Origin of the sequence: Leucobacter massiliensis, from assembly GCF_002982315.1 — a bacterium.
In the GTDB taxonomy this organism is placed as follows: domain Bacteria; phylum Actinomycetota; class Actinomycetes; order Actinomycetales; family Microbacteriaceae; genus Leucobacter; species Leucobacter massiliensis.
Genome location: NZ_MWZD01000012.1, coordinates 122,960 through 139,816, shown reverse-complemented (window position 1 = coordinate 139,816; position 16,857 = coordinate 122,960). Strand labels below are relative to the sequence as shown.

The 16,857-nt window shown below is 70.8% G+C and carries 15 protein-coding genes and 1 riboswitch; of the genes, 5 read left to right on the top strand and 10 right to left on the bottom strand.

What is annotated here, in order from left to right:
* Positions 1 to 29: 29 nt before the first annotated feature.
* Both B4915_RS01715 and B4915_RS01710 read right to left on the bottom strand, forming a co-directional pair.
* Positions 30 to 941 carry a class C sortase gene (locus tag B4915_RS01715; RefSeq protein ID WP_105804114.1) on the bottom strand — a complete coding sequence of 304 codons (912 nt, stop codon included), beginning with the start codon at positions 939 to 941 and terminating at the stop codon, positions 30 to 32.
* Positions 941 to 2,458 (bottom strand): SpaH/EbpB family LPXTG-anchored major pilin, encoded by a 1,518-nt coding sequence (locus B4915_RS01710; RefSeq protein ID WP_105804113.1) that lies wholly within the window; start codon positions 2,456 to 2,458, stop codon positions 941 to 943. The genes B4915_RS01715 and B4915_RS01710 overlap by 1 nt, the downstream gene beginning before the upstream one ends.
* A gap of 572 nt (positions 2,459 to 3,030) precedes the next feature.
* On the opposite strand from B4915_RS01710, the gene B4915_RS01705 reads away from it, so the two are divergent.
* Positions 3,031 to 4,887, top strand: a complete 1,857-nt coding sequence (locus B4915_RS01705; protein WP_181158424.1) for a sigma-70 family RNA polymerase sigma factor — start codon at positions 3,031 to 3,033, stop codon at positions 4,885 to 4,887.
* On the opposite strand, the gene thiD is transcribed toward B4915_RS01705, so the two are convergent.
* From thiD to B4915_RS01685, 4 genes are all read right to left on the bottom strand, one after another.
* Entirely contained in the window at positions 4,812 to 5,801 is a 990-nt protein-coding gene (thiD, locus tag B4915_RS01700) for a bifunctional hydroxymethylpyrimidine kinase/phosphomethylpyrimidine kinase (RefSeq protein WP_105804111.1), read from the bottom strand. The genes B4915_RS01705 and thiD overlap by 76 nt on opposite strands.
* Positions 5,798 to 6,469: a thiamine phosphate synthase gene (gene thiE / locus B4915_RS01695; RefSeq protein WP_245907291.1), complete on the bottom strand. Its 672-nt coding sequence runs from the start codon at positions 6,467 to 6,469 to the stop codon at positions 5,798 to 5,800. The genes thiD and thiE overlap by 4 nt, the downstream gene beginning before the upstream one ends.
* Positions 6,466 to 7,383 carry a hydroxyethylthiazole kinase gene (gene thiM, locus B4915_RS01690; protein WP_105804195.1) on the bottom strand — a complete coding sequence of 306 codons (918 nt, stop codon included), beginning with the start codon at positions 7,381 to 7,383 and terminating at the stop codon, positions 6,466 to 6,468. Before thiM ends, thiE begins: the two co-directional genes overlap by 4 nt.
* Positions 7,375 to 7,467: riboswitch (TPP riboswitch) on the bottom strand. Its footprint overlaps the gene before it by 9 nt.
* Positions 7,468 to 7,650: 183 nt before the next feature.
* Positions 7,651 to 9,642 (bottom strand): M13 family metallopeptidase, encoded by a 1,992-nt coding sequence (locus B4915_RS01685; RefSeq protein ID WP_105804109.1) that lies wholly within the window; start codon positions 9,640 to 9,642, stop codon positions 7,651 to 7,653.
* A 69-nt stretch (positions 9,643 to 9,711) separates the two neighbouring features.
* On the opposite strand from B4915_RS01685, the gene B4915_RS01680 reads away from it, so the two are divergent.
* The 4 genes from B4915_RS01680 to B4915_RS01665 all read left to right on the top strand — a co-directional run bounded on the left by B4915_RS01680 (position 9,712) and on the right by B4915_RS01665 (position 13,900).
* Positions 9,712 to 11,034, top strand: a complete 1,323-nt coding sequence (locus B4915_RS01680; protein WP_105804194.1) for an MATE family efflux transporter — start codon at positions 9,712 to 9,714, stop codon at positions 11,032 to 11,034.
* Between the two features lie 77 nt (positions 11,035 to 11,111).
* Complete coding sequence (locus B4915_RS15005) at positions 11,112 to 12,446, top strand: MFS transporter (RefSeq protein WP_281258180.1); 1,335 nt, start codon at positions 11,112 to 11,114, stop codon at positions 12,444 to 12,446.
* A gap of 10 nt (positions 12,447 to 12,456) precedes the next feature.
* Complete coding sequence (gene nucS / locus B4915_RS01670; RefSeq protein WP_105804107.1) at positions 12,457 to 13,149, top strand: endonuclease NucS; 693 nt, start codon at positions 12,457 to 12,459, stop codon at positions 13,147 to 13,149.
* 34 nt (positions 13,150 to 13,183) lie between these two features.
* Positions 13,184 to 13,900 carry a hypothetical protein gene (locus tag B4915_RS01665; protein WP_105804106.1) on the top strand — a complete coding sequence of 239 codons (717 nt, stop codon included), beginning with the start codon at positions 13,184 to 13,186 and terminating at the stop codon, positions 13,898 to 13,900.
* A 67-nt stretch (positions 13,901 to 13,967) separates the two neighbouring features.
* Here B4915_RS01665 and B4915_RS01660 read toward each other — a convergent pair whose 3' ends face one another.
* The 4 genes from B4915_RS01660 to B4915_RS14340 form a co-directional block, all read right to left on the bottom strand.
* Complete coding sequence (locus tag B4915_RS01660) at positions 13,968 to 15,377, bottom strand: SNIPE associated domain-containing protein (RefSeq protein ID WP_181158421.1); 1,410 nt, start codon at positions 15,375 to 15,377, stop codon at positions 13,968 to 13,970.
* Between the two features lie 120 nt (positions 15,378 to 15,497).
* A complete protein-coding gene (locus B4915_RS14835; RefSeq protein WP_281258185.1) occupies positions 15,498 to 15,797 on the bottom strand; it encodes an SOS response-associated peptidase family protein in 300 nt (99 codons plus the stop codon).
* Between the two features lie 69 nt (positions 15,798 to 15,866).
* Entirely contained in the window at positions 15,867 to 16,163 is a 297-nt protein-coding gene (locus B4915_RS14830) for a hypothetical protein (RefSeq protein ID WP_245907290.1), read from the bottom strand.
* A gap of 72 nt (positions 16,164 to 16,235) precedes the next feature.
* The gene (locus B4915_RS14340; RefSeq protein WP_146119996.1) at positions 16,236 to 16,856 is read right to left on the bottom strand and encodes a hypothetical protein; all 621 of its coding nucleotides are present in this window, start codon (positions 16,854 to 16,856) and stop codon (positions 16,236 to 16,238) included.
* Position 16,857 lies beyond the last annotated feature (1 nt).

The window sequence follows — 16,857 nt, the reverse complement described above, 5'->3', positions numbered from 1 at the left end:
CTGGCGTCCCTGCTCTTCGATCTCTCGGCTCATGTGCCGCTTCCCCTCCGATGTCCCGCCCGCGCGTCGGCGGCGCCCTGCCACACCACGTAGCCGGCGACCAGTGCCAGCCCGGCCGAGCCGTACACCAGCCACCACGGGAAGCCCGGCACGGTGGGCGCAGCGCCCGCCGAGAGGAGGTCCCGTTCGGGCGTGGGGGTGATCCGCTCGCCCGTCACGATGATCCGGTGGGTGTTGATGCCCAGCGGGGTGCAGGTGATCAGGGTCACGAGGTCCTCCCCCGGCTCCGCACGAAGGGTGTCCGTCTGCTCCGGCGCGATCACCCGCGTCTCGCGGACGCGGTAGGTGAGCACCTCGCCGAAGACCTCGACGGTGAAGGTGTCTCCCAGCTGCACCCGGTCGAGGTTGCTGAACATCGTCGCGTTCGCGAGGCCCCGGTGCGCGGTGATGACCGAGCGGGTGCCGGGACCGCCGACCGGGAGGTGCGACCCCTCCAGGTGACCGGCGCCGAGGTCGAGCACCGCGTCGCTCGTGCCGTGGTAGATCGGCAGGTCGACGTCGATGCTCGGGATCTTGACCCTGGCCATGGTGCCCTCGGCGTTCGCGCGCAGCATGCGCTGGTAGTCGGGCGACGCGTCCGCGAGGGAGCCGTCCCCGACGGGCACCGAGGCGTTGCGGCCGAGGACGACCCCCGCGCTCAGCGCCTCGTTGTAGCGGCGGGCCTCGGCGAGCTGCTGCTCGGCCGAGGGCCGCACCGTTGCCAGATCGGAGGTGTAGCCGCGCACCACCTGCGACTGGTTGTAGGCCGACAGCCAGGCCGCGCTCATGGGGTAGAGCCCGGCCACGAGCCCGCCGATCGCGAGCAGCGCGATGCACACGGTGAGGGCGCTGGGCCTCCACCGTCGGCGCGTGCGCCGCACCGCGCTGCTCGCGAGGAGCATCAGCGCTCGACCGAGCCGCGTCGGCGGTTCATCAGGACGAGGCCGAGTGCGATGGCGATCGCCGCCACCCCGCCCGCGATCAGGAGCACCTGGCCGGCCGCACCGGTCAGGGGCAGCTCGGGCACCTCCTGCTGCGTGTTGATGATCTCGACGTTGTCGGAGACGGCGGTCTGGCCCGCCTGCACCGCGACGCCCGTGAAGGGCTCCGCCGGGAGTACGTAGCCCGCGGGGGCCGCGACCTCCTTCAGCACGTAGCAGCGCTGCTCCGCATCCACGGGGGCCTGCACGCTGTCACTGACGAAGAGGCCCGAGACCGAGATCACGCCGGTGCCGGCCGAGGTGAAGCGGGTCTCGCCCTGCACGGAGATCGGATCGCCGGCGGCCTCGGCCTGCGAGCAGTCGGCGGCGTAGGGGTCGGCGGCGTTGTAGACCTCGAAGACCGCACCGTTCAGGCGGCCCTCGGTGCCGCTCGTGCCGTCGGCCCGCTTCTGCACCTCGAGGGCGCCCCAGTGCGTGCGCACCTCGTTCGAGGGGAGCGGCGGCGTGACGTCGGGATCGAAGCCGGGGTTGTTGGTCCACAGCTCGGCCCGGTTGGGGATCGTCCCGTCACCGGGGGCGTTCACCACACCGGCGAACACGACCTGGATCTTCTTGCCGATCTGTGCGCCCGGGCCCTCGTTGAGCCATGCGACGCCCGCGGCGGTGAAGTTCATCGTGATCTGCTGACCCTCGATGGTGACCTCGTAGAAGGAGGGGTCGAGTGCGGCGCCGTCGACCGTCACGGCGATGTCGGCCGCAGCGACCGGCGTGAGACGGGTGTCGAGCGTGTCACGGATCGCGAAGGCGGTCCACTTCTGTGCCATCGTCGGCACGGGCACGGTCACGGGGAAGCGCACGGTGGAGCCGAGCCCGGTGTTCTGCTGGGGCTCGACGGACTTGACGATCTCGCCCTCGCCGTTCTTGGGGTAGGCGTGCACGTCGTACACCCAGCCGTTCTCGTGCGGCATGGGGATGGCCAGGATGAAGGGGATCGCACGGTCGACGATCTTCGGCGGGGCCGAGGTCTCGCAGACCTGGTAGACGCCGACGGGGAGGGCGGCGGTCGCGGTGCCCGCCGCGTCGGTCGCGGGAAGCGCCTGGGGGGTGCCGAGGGTGAAGCCCGCGGGGGCGGTGCACGCGTCTCCCGGGGTGAGGTCCTTCAGCTGGTCCCAGTTGCCGGGGACGGTGAGGTCGATGGGCTCGCCGTTCTGCAGCAGCGGGTAGACGGTGAAGACCACGTCGGCGACCGGGTCCGAGAAGTCGCCGTCGGCCGGGGTCTCACTGACGTCGCCCTCGGTGCCGCCGTCCTGGTGCAGGTACTTGTGCACCGTGAGCGAGCCCTGGCGGTCGGCGTCGATGTTGCCGTAGTCGTTGGGCGCCGCATGCGCGGCGGTCCCCACCCCGGTGAGGGCGAGCAGGCCTGCGGCAGCCACCCCGATCGCGGCCGCGAAGCGGCGCTGCTTATTACGTTCAGCCACGTGAACGTCTCCTTTCCCGAACCACCGCAGCTCGCGGGATTCACTCCTGGCATACGGAGGTCCGGGATCGGCCTCCGCTTGACACGTGCCGGCGCTGCGGGAAAAGTGACACCCGGCCGGCTTCCGTTATCGAACTGTGATACATCTGCCGCGCGCCGGCTTGACTCGCTCGCGCGGCACCCTGACTCGCACCCCTGGACCGCGTCACCGGATATCGGTCGCGACGTGGACGCCCGGCAGCAGCGCCGCACGCCCGAGTGGGTGCCGGGCGGGCACGGGGAGTGCGCCCGCCCGGCGCGGGCGCCGGGGAGCGGCGACCGCCAGGGGTGAGAAGGCGGCCACGCGCCTCGCGGCGGTGGCGGGGAGTGCCTTCCCGCCTCATATGTGCGGGGGACGGGAGAAAAGTGACGCGAGATCCTCGTTTTTTCCGTGAAGCTGAAGAATCCCTGGGAATTGCCCGCGCTGCGCGCTCCGGCCCGTCACATTTTCCTCCCCCTGCGCACATGTTCTCGGGCGGCGCCCGCGGTGAGCGCCCGCAGCGTCGCACACAGCGCAGGGAGGCAGGGAGCGGCATGAGCTCTGGGGATCGGGAAACGGCGGACGGTGGGCGGAGCACCCCGGCACCGTTCGACGCGCCCGCGCACGCATCGCACGATCACGGGCGAACAGCGCCGGACGGCACGCCCCCGGCACCCGACGCCGACGACGAAGCCGAACTGCTGCTGGCCGCCCGATCCGGGGACCGTGCCGCATTCGCTGAACTCTGGCGACGCCACGCCGCCGTGGCCGAGCGGGTGGTGCGCCCCTTCGCACGCTCCGACGCCGAGGACGTCGTCTCCGAAGCCTTCGAATCCCTCTGGGAACAGCTGCAGCGGGGCGTCGGCCCGCAGCAGGCGTTCCGCCCCTATCTGCTGCGCGTCGCCCGCAACATCGCGGCACGGCGCTACCGTGAACAGCAGTGGCAGCTCACCAACGTCGAGCTCGACGGGGAGCCCACCGCCGCGAGCGACGAGCCCGTGCTCAGAGCCGAAGAACACTCCGAGATCGTCGCCGCGTTCCGCGCGCTTCCCGAGCGCTGGCAGCGGGTGCTGTGGCTCAGCGAGGTCGACGACGCGCCACGGGCACGCGTGGCCGAGCAGCTCGAGCTCAGCCCCAACGCCGTCTCGGTGACACTGCGCCGAGCGCGTGAGGGGCTCCGGCTCTCATGGCTGCGCCACAAACTGCCGCCCGCAGACGTCGCGAGCCATCCGGAGGTGGCCGAGGCCCTTCCGCGCTACGTGCGCGGATCCCTGCCCCGGCCGCGGGCGCGCACCCTCGACGCGCACCTGCGGGACTGCCCGGAGTGCACGGCCCTGCGCGACGAACTGCGACGCGAGGACCGCAGGCTCGGCGGACGGCGCGGCCTGCTCGTACTGCTCGCCGCGGCGCTGCCGCTCAGCCCCGGCCTGCTGCCGATCCCCGGCGGCGCCACGGCCGCCCACGCCGCCGTCGGCTTGCGCCCGCTGCGCGCCACAGCCCTGCTCGGCGGTGCCGCCGCGGCGAGCGTCGGCATCGCCGCACTGATCGTGTCACTCGCCTTCCCCGACCCCCTGCCGGGCTCCGCCCCGGGCCCGTCCTCCGTCTCGGAGCCGGCCCGTCCCGCACCCGGCGGCGCAGGCCCCGGATCAGCCCGGGCGGCGGAGCCAAGCCCCGCGACGGACGCTCCCGCCGACGGCGACGGGTCTCCCTCGGCCCTTCCGCACGGCGCGGGGCCCTCGCAGGACAGCGGGGCACCGGGCTCGGACGCCCAGCCGGGCAATGACGGCACCCCCGCGACGGAGGAGCCGGATCCCGATCCCGGTCCCGAGCCGGGTCCCGATCCCGAGCCGGACCCCGATCCCGGATCGCCCCCCGCCACGCTCACGGTGCAGGCCCGGGACACGCGCGGCGGCTCGGTGGCGCCACGGCTCGTCGGCACCGCCGAACCCGGCTCGGCCGTCGCCGTGACCCTCGGGGAACACCGTCTCGACGTCCACGCCGACACCGGAGGCGCGTGGCAGGCGGACCTCGCGAGCCTCCCCCTCCCCGTCGGCGCGCACACGGCCGTGGTGAGCCAGGCGGCGCTCCCGGGGGAGCCTCCGCAGCGGGTCTCCTTCTCGCTCTCGGCGCCCGAGGCGGAGCTGAGCGCCTGGCCCGAAGACCCCGGTGCGCCGGGGGTGTTTCCGCCCTTCGTGGTCGGCTTCAGCGGCATTCCCGGCGCCTCCGTCTGCGCACGGCCGTCCACCCGGCTGTGGACGCCCATCGAACTCGACGCCGAGGGACGGGCGAGCACCCCCCTGTTCTACGCTTGGCCCTTCCGGAGCTTCGGCTTCGGCTACTGCGACGGCGACCGCCTGGGGCCCGCATCGAGCCTGCCGACCGTGACCTCCGCGGCCGCGCCCGCCGGCTGATCGTCCCGCCGCCCGGCACCGCCGTCCCCGCGCACCGCGCGGTTCTGCTGCGCTTCGGGCGCCGTGTGAAGTCCGCCGCGCGCCCAGAGCCCCGCGAAGTGGTGCACCGGTCCGCTGCCGCCGCCGACGTCGAGGGTGTCCGCGGCGGCGAGGCTCTCACGCAGCCACGCCTTCGTCTCACGCGCCGCGCGCACCCAGTCCCCGCCGTGACGCGCCACCCGGGTTGCGATGCCCGCAGAGAGGGAGCAACCGGTGCCGTGCGTGTTCCGTGTCGCGATCCGCACCCCGGGGAACTCGATCGTGTCGCCCTCGGGGGTGACGAGTGCATCCGGCGTGCGCTCCCCCGGCAGGTGGCCCGCCTTCGCGAGCACCCGGACGCCGTGGGCGGAAGCCACCAGGCGAGCCTGCTCCAGCGCGGCCTCCCAGGTGTCCGCGGGCCCGGCGGCGCCGGCGCCCGCCGCGCCCGCGAGGACGGCGAGCTCGGGGAGGTTCGGCGTGATCAGCCCGGCCTGCGGGATCAGCCCGCGCAGCGCCGTGACCGCCTCGGGGTCGAGCAGCGCGTCACCGCTCGCCGCGATCATCACCGGGTCGAGCACCACGAGCGGGGGACGCACCCGGCGCAGCCACGCGGCGACGGCCCCGATCACCTCGGCGTTCGCGAGCATCCCGATCTTCACGGCGTCGATGCGCACATCATCGGAGACGGCGTCGAGCTGGGCGGTGAGGAACGGGATCGGCGGCACGTGCACCGCGCGCACGCCCCGGGTGTTCTGCGCGACGAGCGCGGTCACCACGGCCATGCCATAACCGCCGCCCGCGGCGATCGCCTTCAGATCGGCCTGGATGCCGGCTCCCCCGGTCGGGTCGGTGCCGGCGACGGACAGGACGTTGACGATGCGCTGCTGCCGGCTCATCGGCCGGCTCCGTTCGCGTGGCCGGCACCCGCGTTCCGCCAGGCCGCGAGCAGTTCGCGGGCCGCACGCTCGGGATCCTGCGCCGCGCACACCGCCGAGACCACCGCGAGGCCCGCCGCCCCCGCTCTGCGGAGGGCTCCGGCGTCCGCCGCACGGACTCCGCCGATCGCCACGCACGGCACGGGCGCGGCGGCTGCGAAGCGCGCGAAGCCGGCGACGCCGATGGCCGGCGGATGATCGCGCTTGGTGCTGGTGGGCCGGATCACGCCGACACCCAGGTAGTCGACGGTGCCTCGCGGCAGTGCGGCGAGCGCCGCCAGGTGGGCCGGCGTGTGAGCAGTGAGCCCGACCACGGCGGCAGGGCCGAGTGCGTCCCGGGCGCGCACCACGTCGACGTCGCCCTGCCCCAGGTGCACGCCGTCGACGGGGATGCCGCGCTCGCGCGCCGCGAGCACGACGTCGAGGCGGTCGTTGATGACGAACGCGGCCCGGCCGTCGATGGCGCCGGCGATCTGCTCGGCCTGCCGCAGCAGCTCGCCGGCACCGGCCCGCTTGTCGCGCAGCTGCACGGTTCCGGCGCCCCCGTCGACGGCGCGCCGCACGGTCTCGCCGACCCCGCGGATGCCGCACAGTGCGCGGTCGGTCACCAGCATGACTTCGAGCCTCACGCCCGCCCCTCCCCCGCGGTCCGCGCCGCGGCGACGCGCAGCCGCGCCCCGGCGCTCACCTCGTCCGGTGAGAGCGCGCCCAGCGCGTCGATGAAGCGAACGGCGAAGCTCCCGGGCCCCGCGGCTCCCTCGGCCGCCCGCTCGGCGGCGAGGCCGTAGACGAGGTGCGCGGCGACCACCGCTTCGAGCGCCGGGCGGTCGCCGCGCACGCCGAGGAACGCCGCGCACACCGCCCCGAGCGCGCAACCCCCGCCGGTGACCCGGGTCAGCAGCGGGTGACCGTTCTCCACACGCACGATCGACGCACCGTCCGTGATGAGGTCCGCGGGCCCGGAGACGGCGACGACGGCGTCATGCGCGAGCGCGAGCGTCAGCGCGGCCTCGCGCGCCGCATCGGGCCCGTCCGCGGAGTCCACGCCGCGGCCCCCTCCGCCGCGGCCGGCGAGTGCGAGGATCTCGGAGGCGTTGCCGCGGACGGCCGCGGGGCCAGCCGCCAGGAGCTCAGCCGCGAGGGCGGTGCGCACCGGCAGCGCGCCGACGGCGACCGGGTCGAGCACCCACGGCGTTCCGGCCCGGGCGGCTCCGGCGACGGCCTCCCGCATGGCGCGGCGCTGCTCGGGCGCCGGGGTGCCGAGGTTGAGCAGCACGCCGTCGGCAATACCCGCGAACACGCCGGCCTCACCCGCGATGTCCACCATCGCCGGGGAGGCACCGAGCGCGAGCAGCGCGTTCGCGGTGAAACCCGTCACCACGCTGTTCGTGATGCTGTGCGTCAGCGGCTCGCGCAGCCGCAGCTCCGCGAGCCGTGCGGCCGCCGCTGCGGCGAGGGCCGCTGCGGGCGGGCCTGACGGTGGCTCAGCGGTGCCGGAGACCCGGCCGGCTTCCTCGGGCGTGCGGAAATCAGGGTCGCTCACGAGCAACATCCCTTCGCTAGTACGAACTAGATCAGGTTCGACGGGTGTGATCTCAGCCGCTGGGCGGCACCCCGTGTCACTGCCCGCGAGTCTAGCCCAGGCTCCGCACGCCCGGCACGCGCCCGGCACCGACCGGCACCGGCCGGCCAGCGCACGCCCGCCGCGTCACGGCATCGACGAGCACCGGAATACGCGCTGCCCCCGCATCCGGAGGGGTGCGGGGGCAGTGCGCGAGGCTGGATCGCGCCGGCGGAGCGGCTGGCGGGTCTACCAGATGCTCACGCGCTCCTCGGGGGCGAGCCAGAGGCCGTCGCCGGGCTTCGTGGCGTAGGCCTCGTGGAAGGGGGCGAGGTTGCGCACGATCTGGTTGCAGCGGAACTCGTTGGGCGAGTGGGGGTCGATGGTGAGCAGCCGCACGGTCTCCTCGGGACGCGACTTCTGCTGCCAGGCCTGCGCCCAGGCGAGGAAGAAGCGCTCGGCGCCCGTCAGCCCGTCGATGACGGGCGGTTCGGCGCCGTGGAGGGAGCGCAGGTAGGCCTTCCAGGCGATCTCCAGCCCGCTGAGGTCGCCGATGTTCTCGCCGATGGTGAGCTCGCCGTTGACGGTCTGGCCCTCGGCGCCCTCCGGCGAGAGCGCGTTGTACTGGCCGATGAGCGCCTTCGTGCGCGCTTCGAAGGCCTCCCGGTCGGCCTCGGTCCACCAGTCGGTGAGCTTGCCGTCGCCGTCGTAGCGGGAGCCCTGATCGTCGAAGCCGTGGCCGATCTCGTGACCGATGACCGCTCCGATCGCGCCGAAGTTCGCGGCGGCGTCCCACGAGGCGTCGAAGAAGGGCGGCTGCAGAATCGCCGCAGGGAAGACGATCTCGTTGAAGCCGGGGTTGTAGTAGGCGTTGACGGTCTGCGGCGTCATGAACCACTCGTCGCGGTCGATGGGCTTGCCCACCTTGCCCAGTTCGCGTGCGAATTCGAACTCGGCGACGCGGCGCGAGTTCCCCAGCAGATCGCCGGCGTCGGCGGCGAGCGCCGAGTAGTCGCGCCACTTCACCGGGTAGCCGATCTTGGGCGTGAAGCGGTCGAGCTTGTCGAGCGCGCGGGCGCGGGTCTCGGGGCCCATCCAGTCGAGCTGGCGGATGGAGTCGCGGTAGGCCTCGATGAGGTGCCCGACGAGCTCGTCCATGGCGCTCTTGGAGCGCTCGTCGAAGTGCCGCTCGACGTAGAGCCGGCCCACGGCCTCGCCCATCGCCCCCTCCACGAAGGAGACGCCGCGGCGCCAGCGCTCGCGCTGCTCGGGAGCGCCGGTGAGCGCGGTGCCGTAGAAGTCGAAGTTGGCGCGCGAGATCTCCTGCGAGAGCAGCGCCGCGGATCCGCGCACGATCGACCAGGCGAGCCACGCCCGCCAGCTCTCCAGCTCGTCCTCGACGAGCAGCTCCGAGAGGCCGGCGAGCGCTTCGGGCTGGGCGGCGACGACCTCGGCGAAGGCCTCCTGCGGGGCGCCCATGGCGGCGAGGTAGGCGGGCCAGTCGAGCCCGGGGGTGATCTCGCGCAGGCCCTCGAAGGTGCGCAGATTGTAGAGCTTCTGGATGTCGCGGCTGGCGACCTTGTCCCAGTGCGCGGCGGCGATGCGGCGCTCGAGATCGTAGGCGAGCGCCGAGAGGTGCTCGGCCTCGCCCTCGGCGATGCCGGCGAGCCGCAGCATGCGGGCGATGTGGGCGCGGTACTGCTCGCGGATCCCCGCGAACTGCTCCTCACGGTAGTAGGACTCGTCGGGCAGCCCGATCCCGCCCTGCATGACGAAGACGATGTAGCGCGAGGGATCGCCGGGGTCGTTGTCGACGAACATGCCGAAGAAGCCTCCGAGGCCCTGGCGTTCGAGTTCGCCGACCAGCGCGATCAATTCGGGAACCGAGGCGACACGGAGCGCCCGGTCGAGATCGCCCGCGATGGGGCTCGCGCCGAGCGCGTCGGCCCGCTCCACGTCCATGAAACTCGCGTAGAGCGCGGCGACCTTGTCGGCCTCACGATCCGCGCCCCCCTCGATGAGCCCGGGAGCGGGCGCGCTGGTGCCGGTGATGATGTCGCGCACGGCCTCCTCGGCGTTCTCGGCGAGCACCGCGAAGGAGCCGTATCGGGCCTTGTCGGCCGGGATCTCCGTGCGCGCGATCCACTTGCCGTTGACGTGGCGGAAGAGGTCGTCCTGCGGCCGGATCGCGGGGTCGAGTTCTGCGAGGTCGATGCCTGAGCTGAGCACTGCGCTGGTCATGCCCCCACCCTAGTGTCCCGTCCCGGCTTCCCGCCGCGAATGTCCCGGGTCACCGGTAGCGTGATGCGCATGCAGGAACGCAGGAGAGTCGACCGCAGCATTGCGCACCTCGCGGTGCCGGCGCTCGGCGCGCTCATCGCGGAGCCGCTGTTCCTCGTGGTCGACTCGGCCCTCGTGGGGCACCTCGGCGCGGCGCCGCTCGCGGGCCTCGCGGTCGCGGCGGCGATCCTGCAGACCGCGGTGGGGCTGATGATCTTCCTCGCCTACTCGACCACGCCGCTCGTGGCGCGCCGCCGCGGGGCGGGCGATCTGCGCGGAGCGGTGCAGGCCGGGGTCGACGGCCTGTGGCTGGCGCTCGGGATCGGGATCGCAGTGGGCGCGCTGCTGTGGGCGGTGAGCGGGCCGCTCGTGGCGTCGTTCGGCGTCGACGCCGCGACGGCGGGGCAGGCGCTCGCCTACCTGAGCGTCTCCTGCCTCGGGATCCCGGCCATGCTGCTGGTGTTCGCCGCGAGCGGCCTGCTGCGCGGACTGCTCGACACGCGCACCCCGCTCGCGGTCGCCGTGCTCGGCTTCACCGCGAATGCGCTGCTCAACTGGTGGTTCATCTACGGGCTCGGCTGGGGCATCGCGGGCAGCGCCTGGGGCACGGTGGTGGCGCAGTGGGGCATGGTCCTCGTGTACGCGGCGGTGATCGCGCGGCACGTGCGCCGGGCCGGTTCGAGCCTGCTTCCCCGGCGCGACGGCGTGCTGTACGCGAGCCGCAGCGGCGGCTGGCTGTTCGTGCGCACGGTCGGGCTGCGTGCGGCGCTGCTGGCGACCGTGTTCGCCGCGACGAGCCACGGCACGGTGGCCACGGCGGGATACCAGGTGGTGTTCACGGTCTTCTCGACGGCGGCGTTCGCGCTCGACGCGCTCGCCATCGCCGCCCAGGCGCTGGTGGGCGAGGCACTGGGTCGCCGCGATCCCGAGGGGGTCCGGCTGATCGTGCGGCGCACCGTGTTCTGGGGCGTGAGCTGCGGGGCGGTGTTCGGCCTGCTGCTGGCGGCCGGGAGCCCCGTGATCGGCCGGGTGTTCACGAGCGATGCCGGGGTGCTCGCGATCCTGCCGCCTGCGCTCCTGGTGCTCGGGATCTCGCTGCCGCTCGGTGGCCTCGTGTTCGTGCTCGACGGGGTGCTCATGGGTGGTGGGGACGCGCGGTACCTGGCCTGGACGAGCCTGGTGAACCTCGCCGTCTACGTGCCGGCGCTGTGGGCGCTCACGGTGCTCGTGCCGAGCGGCACCGCGGCACTCGTCGCGCTCACGGCGGGGTTCACCATCGTGTTCATGCTGGCGCGCGCGGTCACCCTGGGGCTGCGCGCCCGCGGCGAGCGCTGGATGGTGCTGGGGGCGTGAGGGCGCCGAGCGAAGGAGCGCTTCCGGCTGGCGCCACTGCGCTCCGGGCAGCCCGGCGTGGCCTCTAGACTCGATCCGTGCAACGAGTGTCCTCGGCGGAGCGCGTCCAGGCCGGGCGCTGGGTGGGTGCCGTCACCGTCATCTTCGTGGTGGTGGGCCTGGGCTTCGGCACCTGGCTGAGCCGCATCCCCGCGATCCGCGATGAGCTGGGCGCCACGCCCAGCGAGATGAGCGTCTACGGTCTCTGCCTCGCGGTCGGCAGCGTCGCCGGCCTCGCGATCTCGGGCCGGCTCATCGAGCGCTTCGGGCCGCGGCGCACGCTCGCCGTCTTCGCCGTCCTGGCGGCGCTGGCTCTCCCGGCGGCGGCGGCGATCATCCTGGCCGGGGCGCTGCCTGCGGGTCTCGCGGTGCTCTTCGGCTACGGCTTCGCATTCAGCGTCTGCGATGTCGCGATGAATGTGAGCGGCGCGAACGCGGAGCGGGCGCTGGGCCGCCCCCGGATGCCGCTGATGCACGGCGGCTACAGTCTCGGCGCGGTCGCCGCGACGGGGATCGGCGCTGCCGCGGAGGCGGCGGGGGTGCCCGTGCCGCTGCACTTCCTCGCCGTCATGGTGGGCGGGGCGGTCGTGCTCCTCGCCCTGCTACCGGCCCTCCCGCGCGACGAGCGAGCGGCGCGGATCGCGGCCGAGCGACGGCGGGGTGCTCCGGCAAGCGGCTGCGGTGCATCCGGGACGGACGAGGGGGCGAGCGCAGGTGCGGCCGGAGGCCCGGGGGCACCGGAGGCACCGGAGGGCGAGGTTCCGGCGTCCGCGGCGGCTGCGGGTGCCGGCCCGGCCCGAGCCTCTACCCCGTGGCGGGATCCCCGTATCGTCGTCATCGGCGTGATGACGCTCTCCTTCGGCCTGTTCGAGGGTACGGCGAGCGACTGGCTGCCGCTCGCACTCGTCGACGGGCACGGCGTGAGCAACCAGCTCGGAGCGGCGATGCTCAGCGTGTTCTTCGCCGCGGTGATGCTGGTGCGGCTTATCGGCTCGCCGCTCATCTTGCGCTTCGGCCGCAGCGGGGTGCTGCGGGCTTCGGCGGCGCTCGCGATGGCCGGGGTCGTGGTGACGATCCTGGCGCCGGGCACGCCGCTGGTGATCGTGGGCGTGGTGCTGTGGGGCGTGGGCACGAGCCTGGGCTGGCCGACGGGCATCTCGGCGGCGGCGGACCGCGTGGAGACGGCCGCCCGCGATGTGGCGGCGGTCTCGGCTCTGGGCTACGGCAGCATGCTGCTCGGGCCGATGGCGTTCGGCTTTCTCGGCGAGCACGTGGGCCTGCTCACCGCGTTCTGGGCGCTGCTGCCCTTCGGTGTCTACGTGGTCTTCGCGGCGGCCTCCGCCCGGCAGCGAAGCGCGGGCGCGGGACACTAGACTACGGCGAGTGCGAATCGTTGTTGCTGACTGCTCCGTCGACTATGCGGGTCGCCTCTCGGCGCACCTGCCACGGGCCCGCCGGGTGCTCATGCTCAAGAGCGACGGCAGCGTCCTCGTGCACTCGGACGGCGGCTCCTACAAGCCGCTGAACTGGATGAGCCCGCCGTGCACGCTCACGGCGGTGGAGCTCGACGAGGAGCAGACGGCGGCGGGCATCGTCGAGGCGTGGCAGGTCACCCATCAGAAGACGGCGGACAAGCTCGTCGTGTCGCTGTACGAGATCCTGCACGACTCCTCCCATGAGCTCGGCGTCGATCCGGGGCTCATCAAGGACGGCGTCGAGGCGCACCTGCAGGAGCTGCTCGCCGATCAGATCGAGCTGGTCGGCGAGGGGCACACCCTGGTGCGCCGTGAGTACATGACGGCGATCGGCCCGGTGGACATCCTCGCGAGGGACGCCTCGGGCGCCTCGGTCGCCATCGAGATCAAGCGACGCGGCGGGATCGACGGCGTGGAGCAGCTCACGCGCTATCTCGAGCTGATGAACCGGGATCCGAAGCTCGCGCCGGTGAGCGGCGTGTTCGCGGCGCAGGAGATCAAGCCACAGGCGCGCACCCTCGCCGAGGACCGGGGGATCCGGTGCCTCCTCCTCGACTACGACGCGATGCGCGGCATGGAGGACCAGAACACCCTGTTCTGAAAAACTACATACGGGGACTAAGGCGCAGTTTGAATTGGAGTCGAAGACTCTGGGAACGACTACGGCTGCCGCTAACTTCGAGGCGCGGCTATCTGCTGGGCGTCAGCAGATCTACGACACTGCGCTGGCTCTTACCGGGAGCGCTGACGAAGCGCAGAAACTCACGGACAAGATCCTTGCGATGCCGGATCAGAAGGACATTGACGTGCTCCTTCGAGGCGCGCAGGACGCGGAAAACGCGCTCAACAACCTCGCCCGATACCGGGAGACCACTATCGGGATCCGGTACGAAGGCGAAAAGGGCGTGCACATGCGCGCGAACGGGGGCACGATTGGCTACGCCAGTGGCGGGACGATCGGTCTGGCGGCCGGCGGTCTCGTGCCCGGTATCGGAGGCGGTATCGCCTCTGGGACGGTGTTCGGACGCGGCACGGGAACGTCCGACTCGGTGCTCGTGCGCCTCTCACGCGGTGAAGAAGTGATCCGTGCCTCTGAAGCCAGAAAGCACCGGGGGCTACTGAAGCAGATCAACGCGGGCATGTACTCGCCGGGCCTGCAGGCGAGTAACTTCGCACCGTCCGCACCGCAAACCATTGTGGTCGAACGGACTGTGGTGGAACACGTGCCGGCGAGCATCACCGTGAAGGACGCCAACAACGCCCTGATCGGGACGATGGCGGTCGTCGCTGACGGTCGTATCGACGTCTCACTCCAGCAGCAGGCACGAGCGAACCGACGCGCAGGACTCTAAACAACGAAGTGTCACACCCCAGTGCCCCTCCCCAGCTAAGGCTGCGGGAGGGGCACTCTTCGCGTTTCTAGACGGCGATTGCTTCAGCGGTAAGAGCGGCGCGGATGCTCTGGCTCTCCCTGAACTCTTCAGCGTCAGGGTCGACGGTGAACTCGAGCACTTCTACTTGGTGCTGTTTGAGAACTTCGAGCACTTCTTCCGGAGTGATCTGGAAGTATTCGCGTCGGTAGTTGACCTGGTTGATGCGGTGGTGTGAGAACTCCTTGTGGAGCATGTTCTCGACCGATACTGCGTCGTCGGCGAAGAAGAGCGCGTGCACGTCGAATCGGAACGGAACGGACGCGTCCCCGAGCTCTCGGACACGGTCCATTGGGTCGAGTCGACGCGTCATACCGATCTTGACGACATCGGGGCCGAACGAGCCGATGTTCGAGATGACGTACACGTAGCCGGCCCGGATATTCGCGGCCCGGTAATCGACGTCATGGATAGCGCGGTCGACGTCCTCGATCTTCGCGAGTAGCCGCTCGACACCTTCCTCGTCGCCCTTGGCGCGCAGCGTGGCGAGCGTAGCTTGGTAGTGCGCTTTCTCCTTCTCGAGGCGCTCCTGCTCCTTCTTCAGCTCGAGCTCTGCCTTGCGTTGTTCGCGCAGTTCGGCTCGATGCTCGCGTTCGAGTTCCTTCTCACGCTGCACAGCCTTCAGGTGACGATGCGCGAGTTCGATCTCCTGCAGGCGAAGGTGATGGAAGTGATCGGTGATCTGCAGCTGGATCATCGCACCGTTCTTCGCGATCTGCTCGGCCGCACGACTGAGGCGGGCTTGAGCGGTTGCGAGGTTGCCGGCTTTGGTGGTCTTGATCGCATTCTCCGCTTCCGCATTGTAGGCGCGCAGCATGAGCTTCGCGAGCGCGTTCGAGAACCGGGTGCCCTGTGCTACTGAGTTGTTGAACGTGAAACCCTCCACTGAGGTGGTCGCGTACTTGTTGCGGATCGCGCTCTTGATCTTCATGCGCACCGCCTCAAGCTCGGTGGCGAGCTGCGTGGACGACTCGGCCGGATGCTCGTAGTCGAACAGTCCCACTTCCTGGAAGCCGCGCGAAGTGGTAAGCGACACCACCTCTTCCCTAAGGGCCTCGACCTCTGTTTGCACGCTGTCGCGCTCCTGCTTCAGACGAGCAACTTCCTGGTCAATCTCGGCATGGCGCTTAGTGAGGCCTTCAAGGCGTTCTTGCCGCCACTGCGTGAAGTCCTCGAACTTTCGCAGGCCGTGCCGATTGATGATGCTCTCCAGGGTGTGGATGCTCTGCTGCATCTGCCCGATCATGGCGCGAGCGTCTCGCTTGGAGATCCGCGTGGGATCGATGCTCGAGAAGTCGGTGTGCTCGTGCTCGGTCCACTCGCTGCCGTCCCACCATCGAACCATGCCGGGCTTATTCGCGTCAGGGTTTGGGTACCAGCCCGCAGGGGTCTCAGTCATGACGCGATCCTGCCAGAGGGGCATTCCGAGATCACTCACGATTTAGAAACCGTGTCCAATTAGTTACGCACTTGCCCCCTGTGGTGTCCTTCGGGATGCTGCAGGGGGCTTTTCGTCGCTTCAGGACGGTGTGGAGTCGACAGACGTCGAGGGAACCTCTGTGGTCAATGCTCGTGAGATCTCGTCGCTCGCATGCTGCACCTCAGCGACCAGCGTCTCGTCGCCGGCGCGTCCAGGGTCGAGCCATTCGTCGTGCTGATCGCGCGGGAGTACGAGAGGCATGCGGGGCCAGTACTCGGCGGCTTCACTGCCCTCTGGTGCGTCGCGGGTGACCATCGAGTAGGTGACGAACTCCGTGCCGTCGTCCAGTTCGACGGTCGAGGTGACGGCCGCGATCCCGAACTGCTCGCCACTAGGCAGCGTGAAGCGGCCCTTCTTCTCGACATACCAGGATGCGGGGAGCAGTGCGCGGTGCTGGAACGGCTTCTTCTACGACCGCAACAGCTTATCGTCGCGGCTGTTGAACGCCGAGAACTTCACCGGCCCGGACCCGTCGAGCCATATCCACCACCACGCGAACTCCAACCGCCGCTCACCGCCAGCGTCAGCGCGGATAATGGGGTTCAGGTTCCGGGACTTCGCGCCCGTGATCGCAGCACGCCCACCCAGCTCACGAGCCCACTCGGCGATTGCGCGTTCGTTCTCGCGTTGGTCGAGAGGCCGCAGCGGGCTACTAGGCTCCTCCCCATCGCGGAGATAGCCGCCGAGACCGTAGCTGTTGCACATATGGTCAGGCTACGCCGCGTCGGCCGCCGCCGTCCCCGAACGGCCAGGGCGAGAGCAGTCACAGCGATGGTTCTACGAGCAGGGCAGCCCACCGCCGTCAGTTTCCGAGTACGCACCGCCGGCAATGGGCTTCAGCCCTGGATAAGTCACAGACCCGTTTGCGACCATCCGGAAGTGGTTGTATGGCGAGGCCTTCTTGCAGGCGTACTCGACCTGCTTCTGCTCGAGCTTCTTCACTCCAGCGTTCGCGCTGTTGAAGGGTCCGGCAACTTTGCCCCAGCCAAACATCGTCTTGATGTAGAGAGTCGTGCTCAACGAGAGTGCGGTGACGTTCGTGTTGCATGTGATCGATGGCTTACCTCCGATCGTCCCGTACTTGTGGATGCTGCCAGAGGTGCGCTTCCAAATCCGACCGGTGTCTTGCGTGCATAGTGGGGTTACTGCTTTTGCCTGAACTCTTGGCGATCCCGGAGCCTCGAACACCAGCGGACCTTCGTTCAGGTTCTGCATGTCAGAGGTGAGCTCGTCCATCTGCTCGTCGGTCAGGACATCAGGAAGCTCTTGGACTGCGGCGGTCATTGTGGGAGGTCCTACCCGCTCGAGGTCTGACGCCATCGCCGAGGCGGGGAGACCAATCACGAGGCCGCCGACAAGGAGGCTAGCAATTGAAACTAATATTGATTTCTTACTCACC

Excerpts from the sequence above, each read along its gene's own strand:
- B4915_RS01660 (WP_181158421.1), bottom strand. The coding sequence starts at position 15,377 with ATGACTGAGACCCCTGCGGGCTGGTACCCAAACCCTGACGCGAATAAG.
- B4915_RS01705 (WP_181158424.1), top strand. The coding sequence starts at position 3,031 with ATGAGCTCTGGGGATCGGGAAACGGCGGACGGTGGGCGGAGCACCCCG.
- B4915_RS01685 (WP_105804109.1), bottom strand. The coding sequence starts at position 9,642 with ATGACCAGCGCAGTGCTCAGCTCAGGCATCGACCTCGCAGAACTCGAC.
- B4915_RS01680 (WP_105804194.1), top strand. The coding sequence starts at position 9,712 with ATGCAGGAACGCAGGAGAGTCGACCGCAGCATTGCGCACCTCGCGGTG.
- thiD (WP_105804111.1), bottom strand. The coding sequence starts at position 5,801 with ATGAGCCGGCAGCAGCGCATCGTCAACGTCCTGTCCGTCGCCGGCACC.
- B4915_RS01715 (WP_105804114.1), bottom strand. The coding sequence starts at position 941 with ATGCTCCTCGCGAGCAGCGCGGTGCGGCGCACGCGCCGACGGTGGAGG.
- B4915_RS14830 (WP_245907290.1), bottom strand. The coding sequence starts at position 16,163 with ATGTGCAACAGCTACGGTCTCGGCGGCTATCTCCGCGATGGGGAGGAG.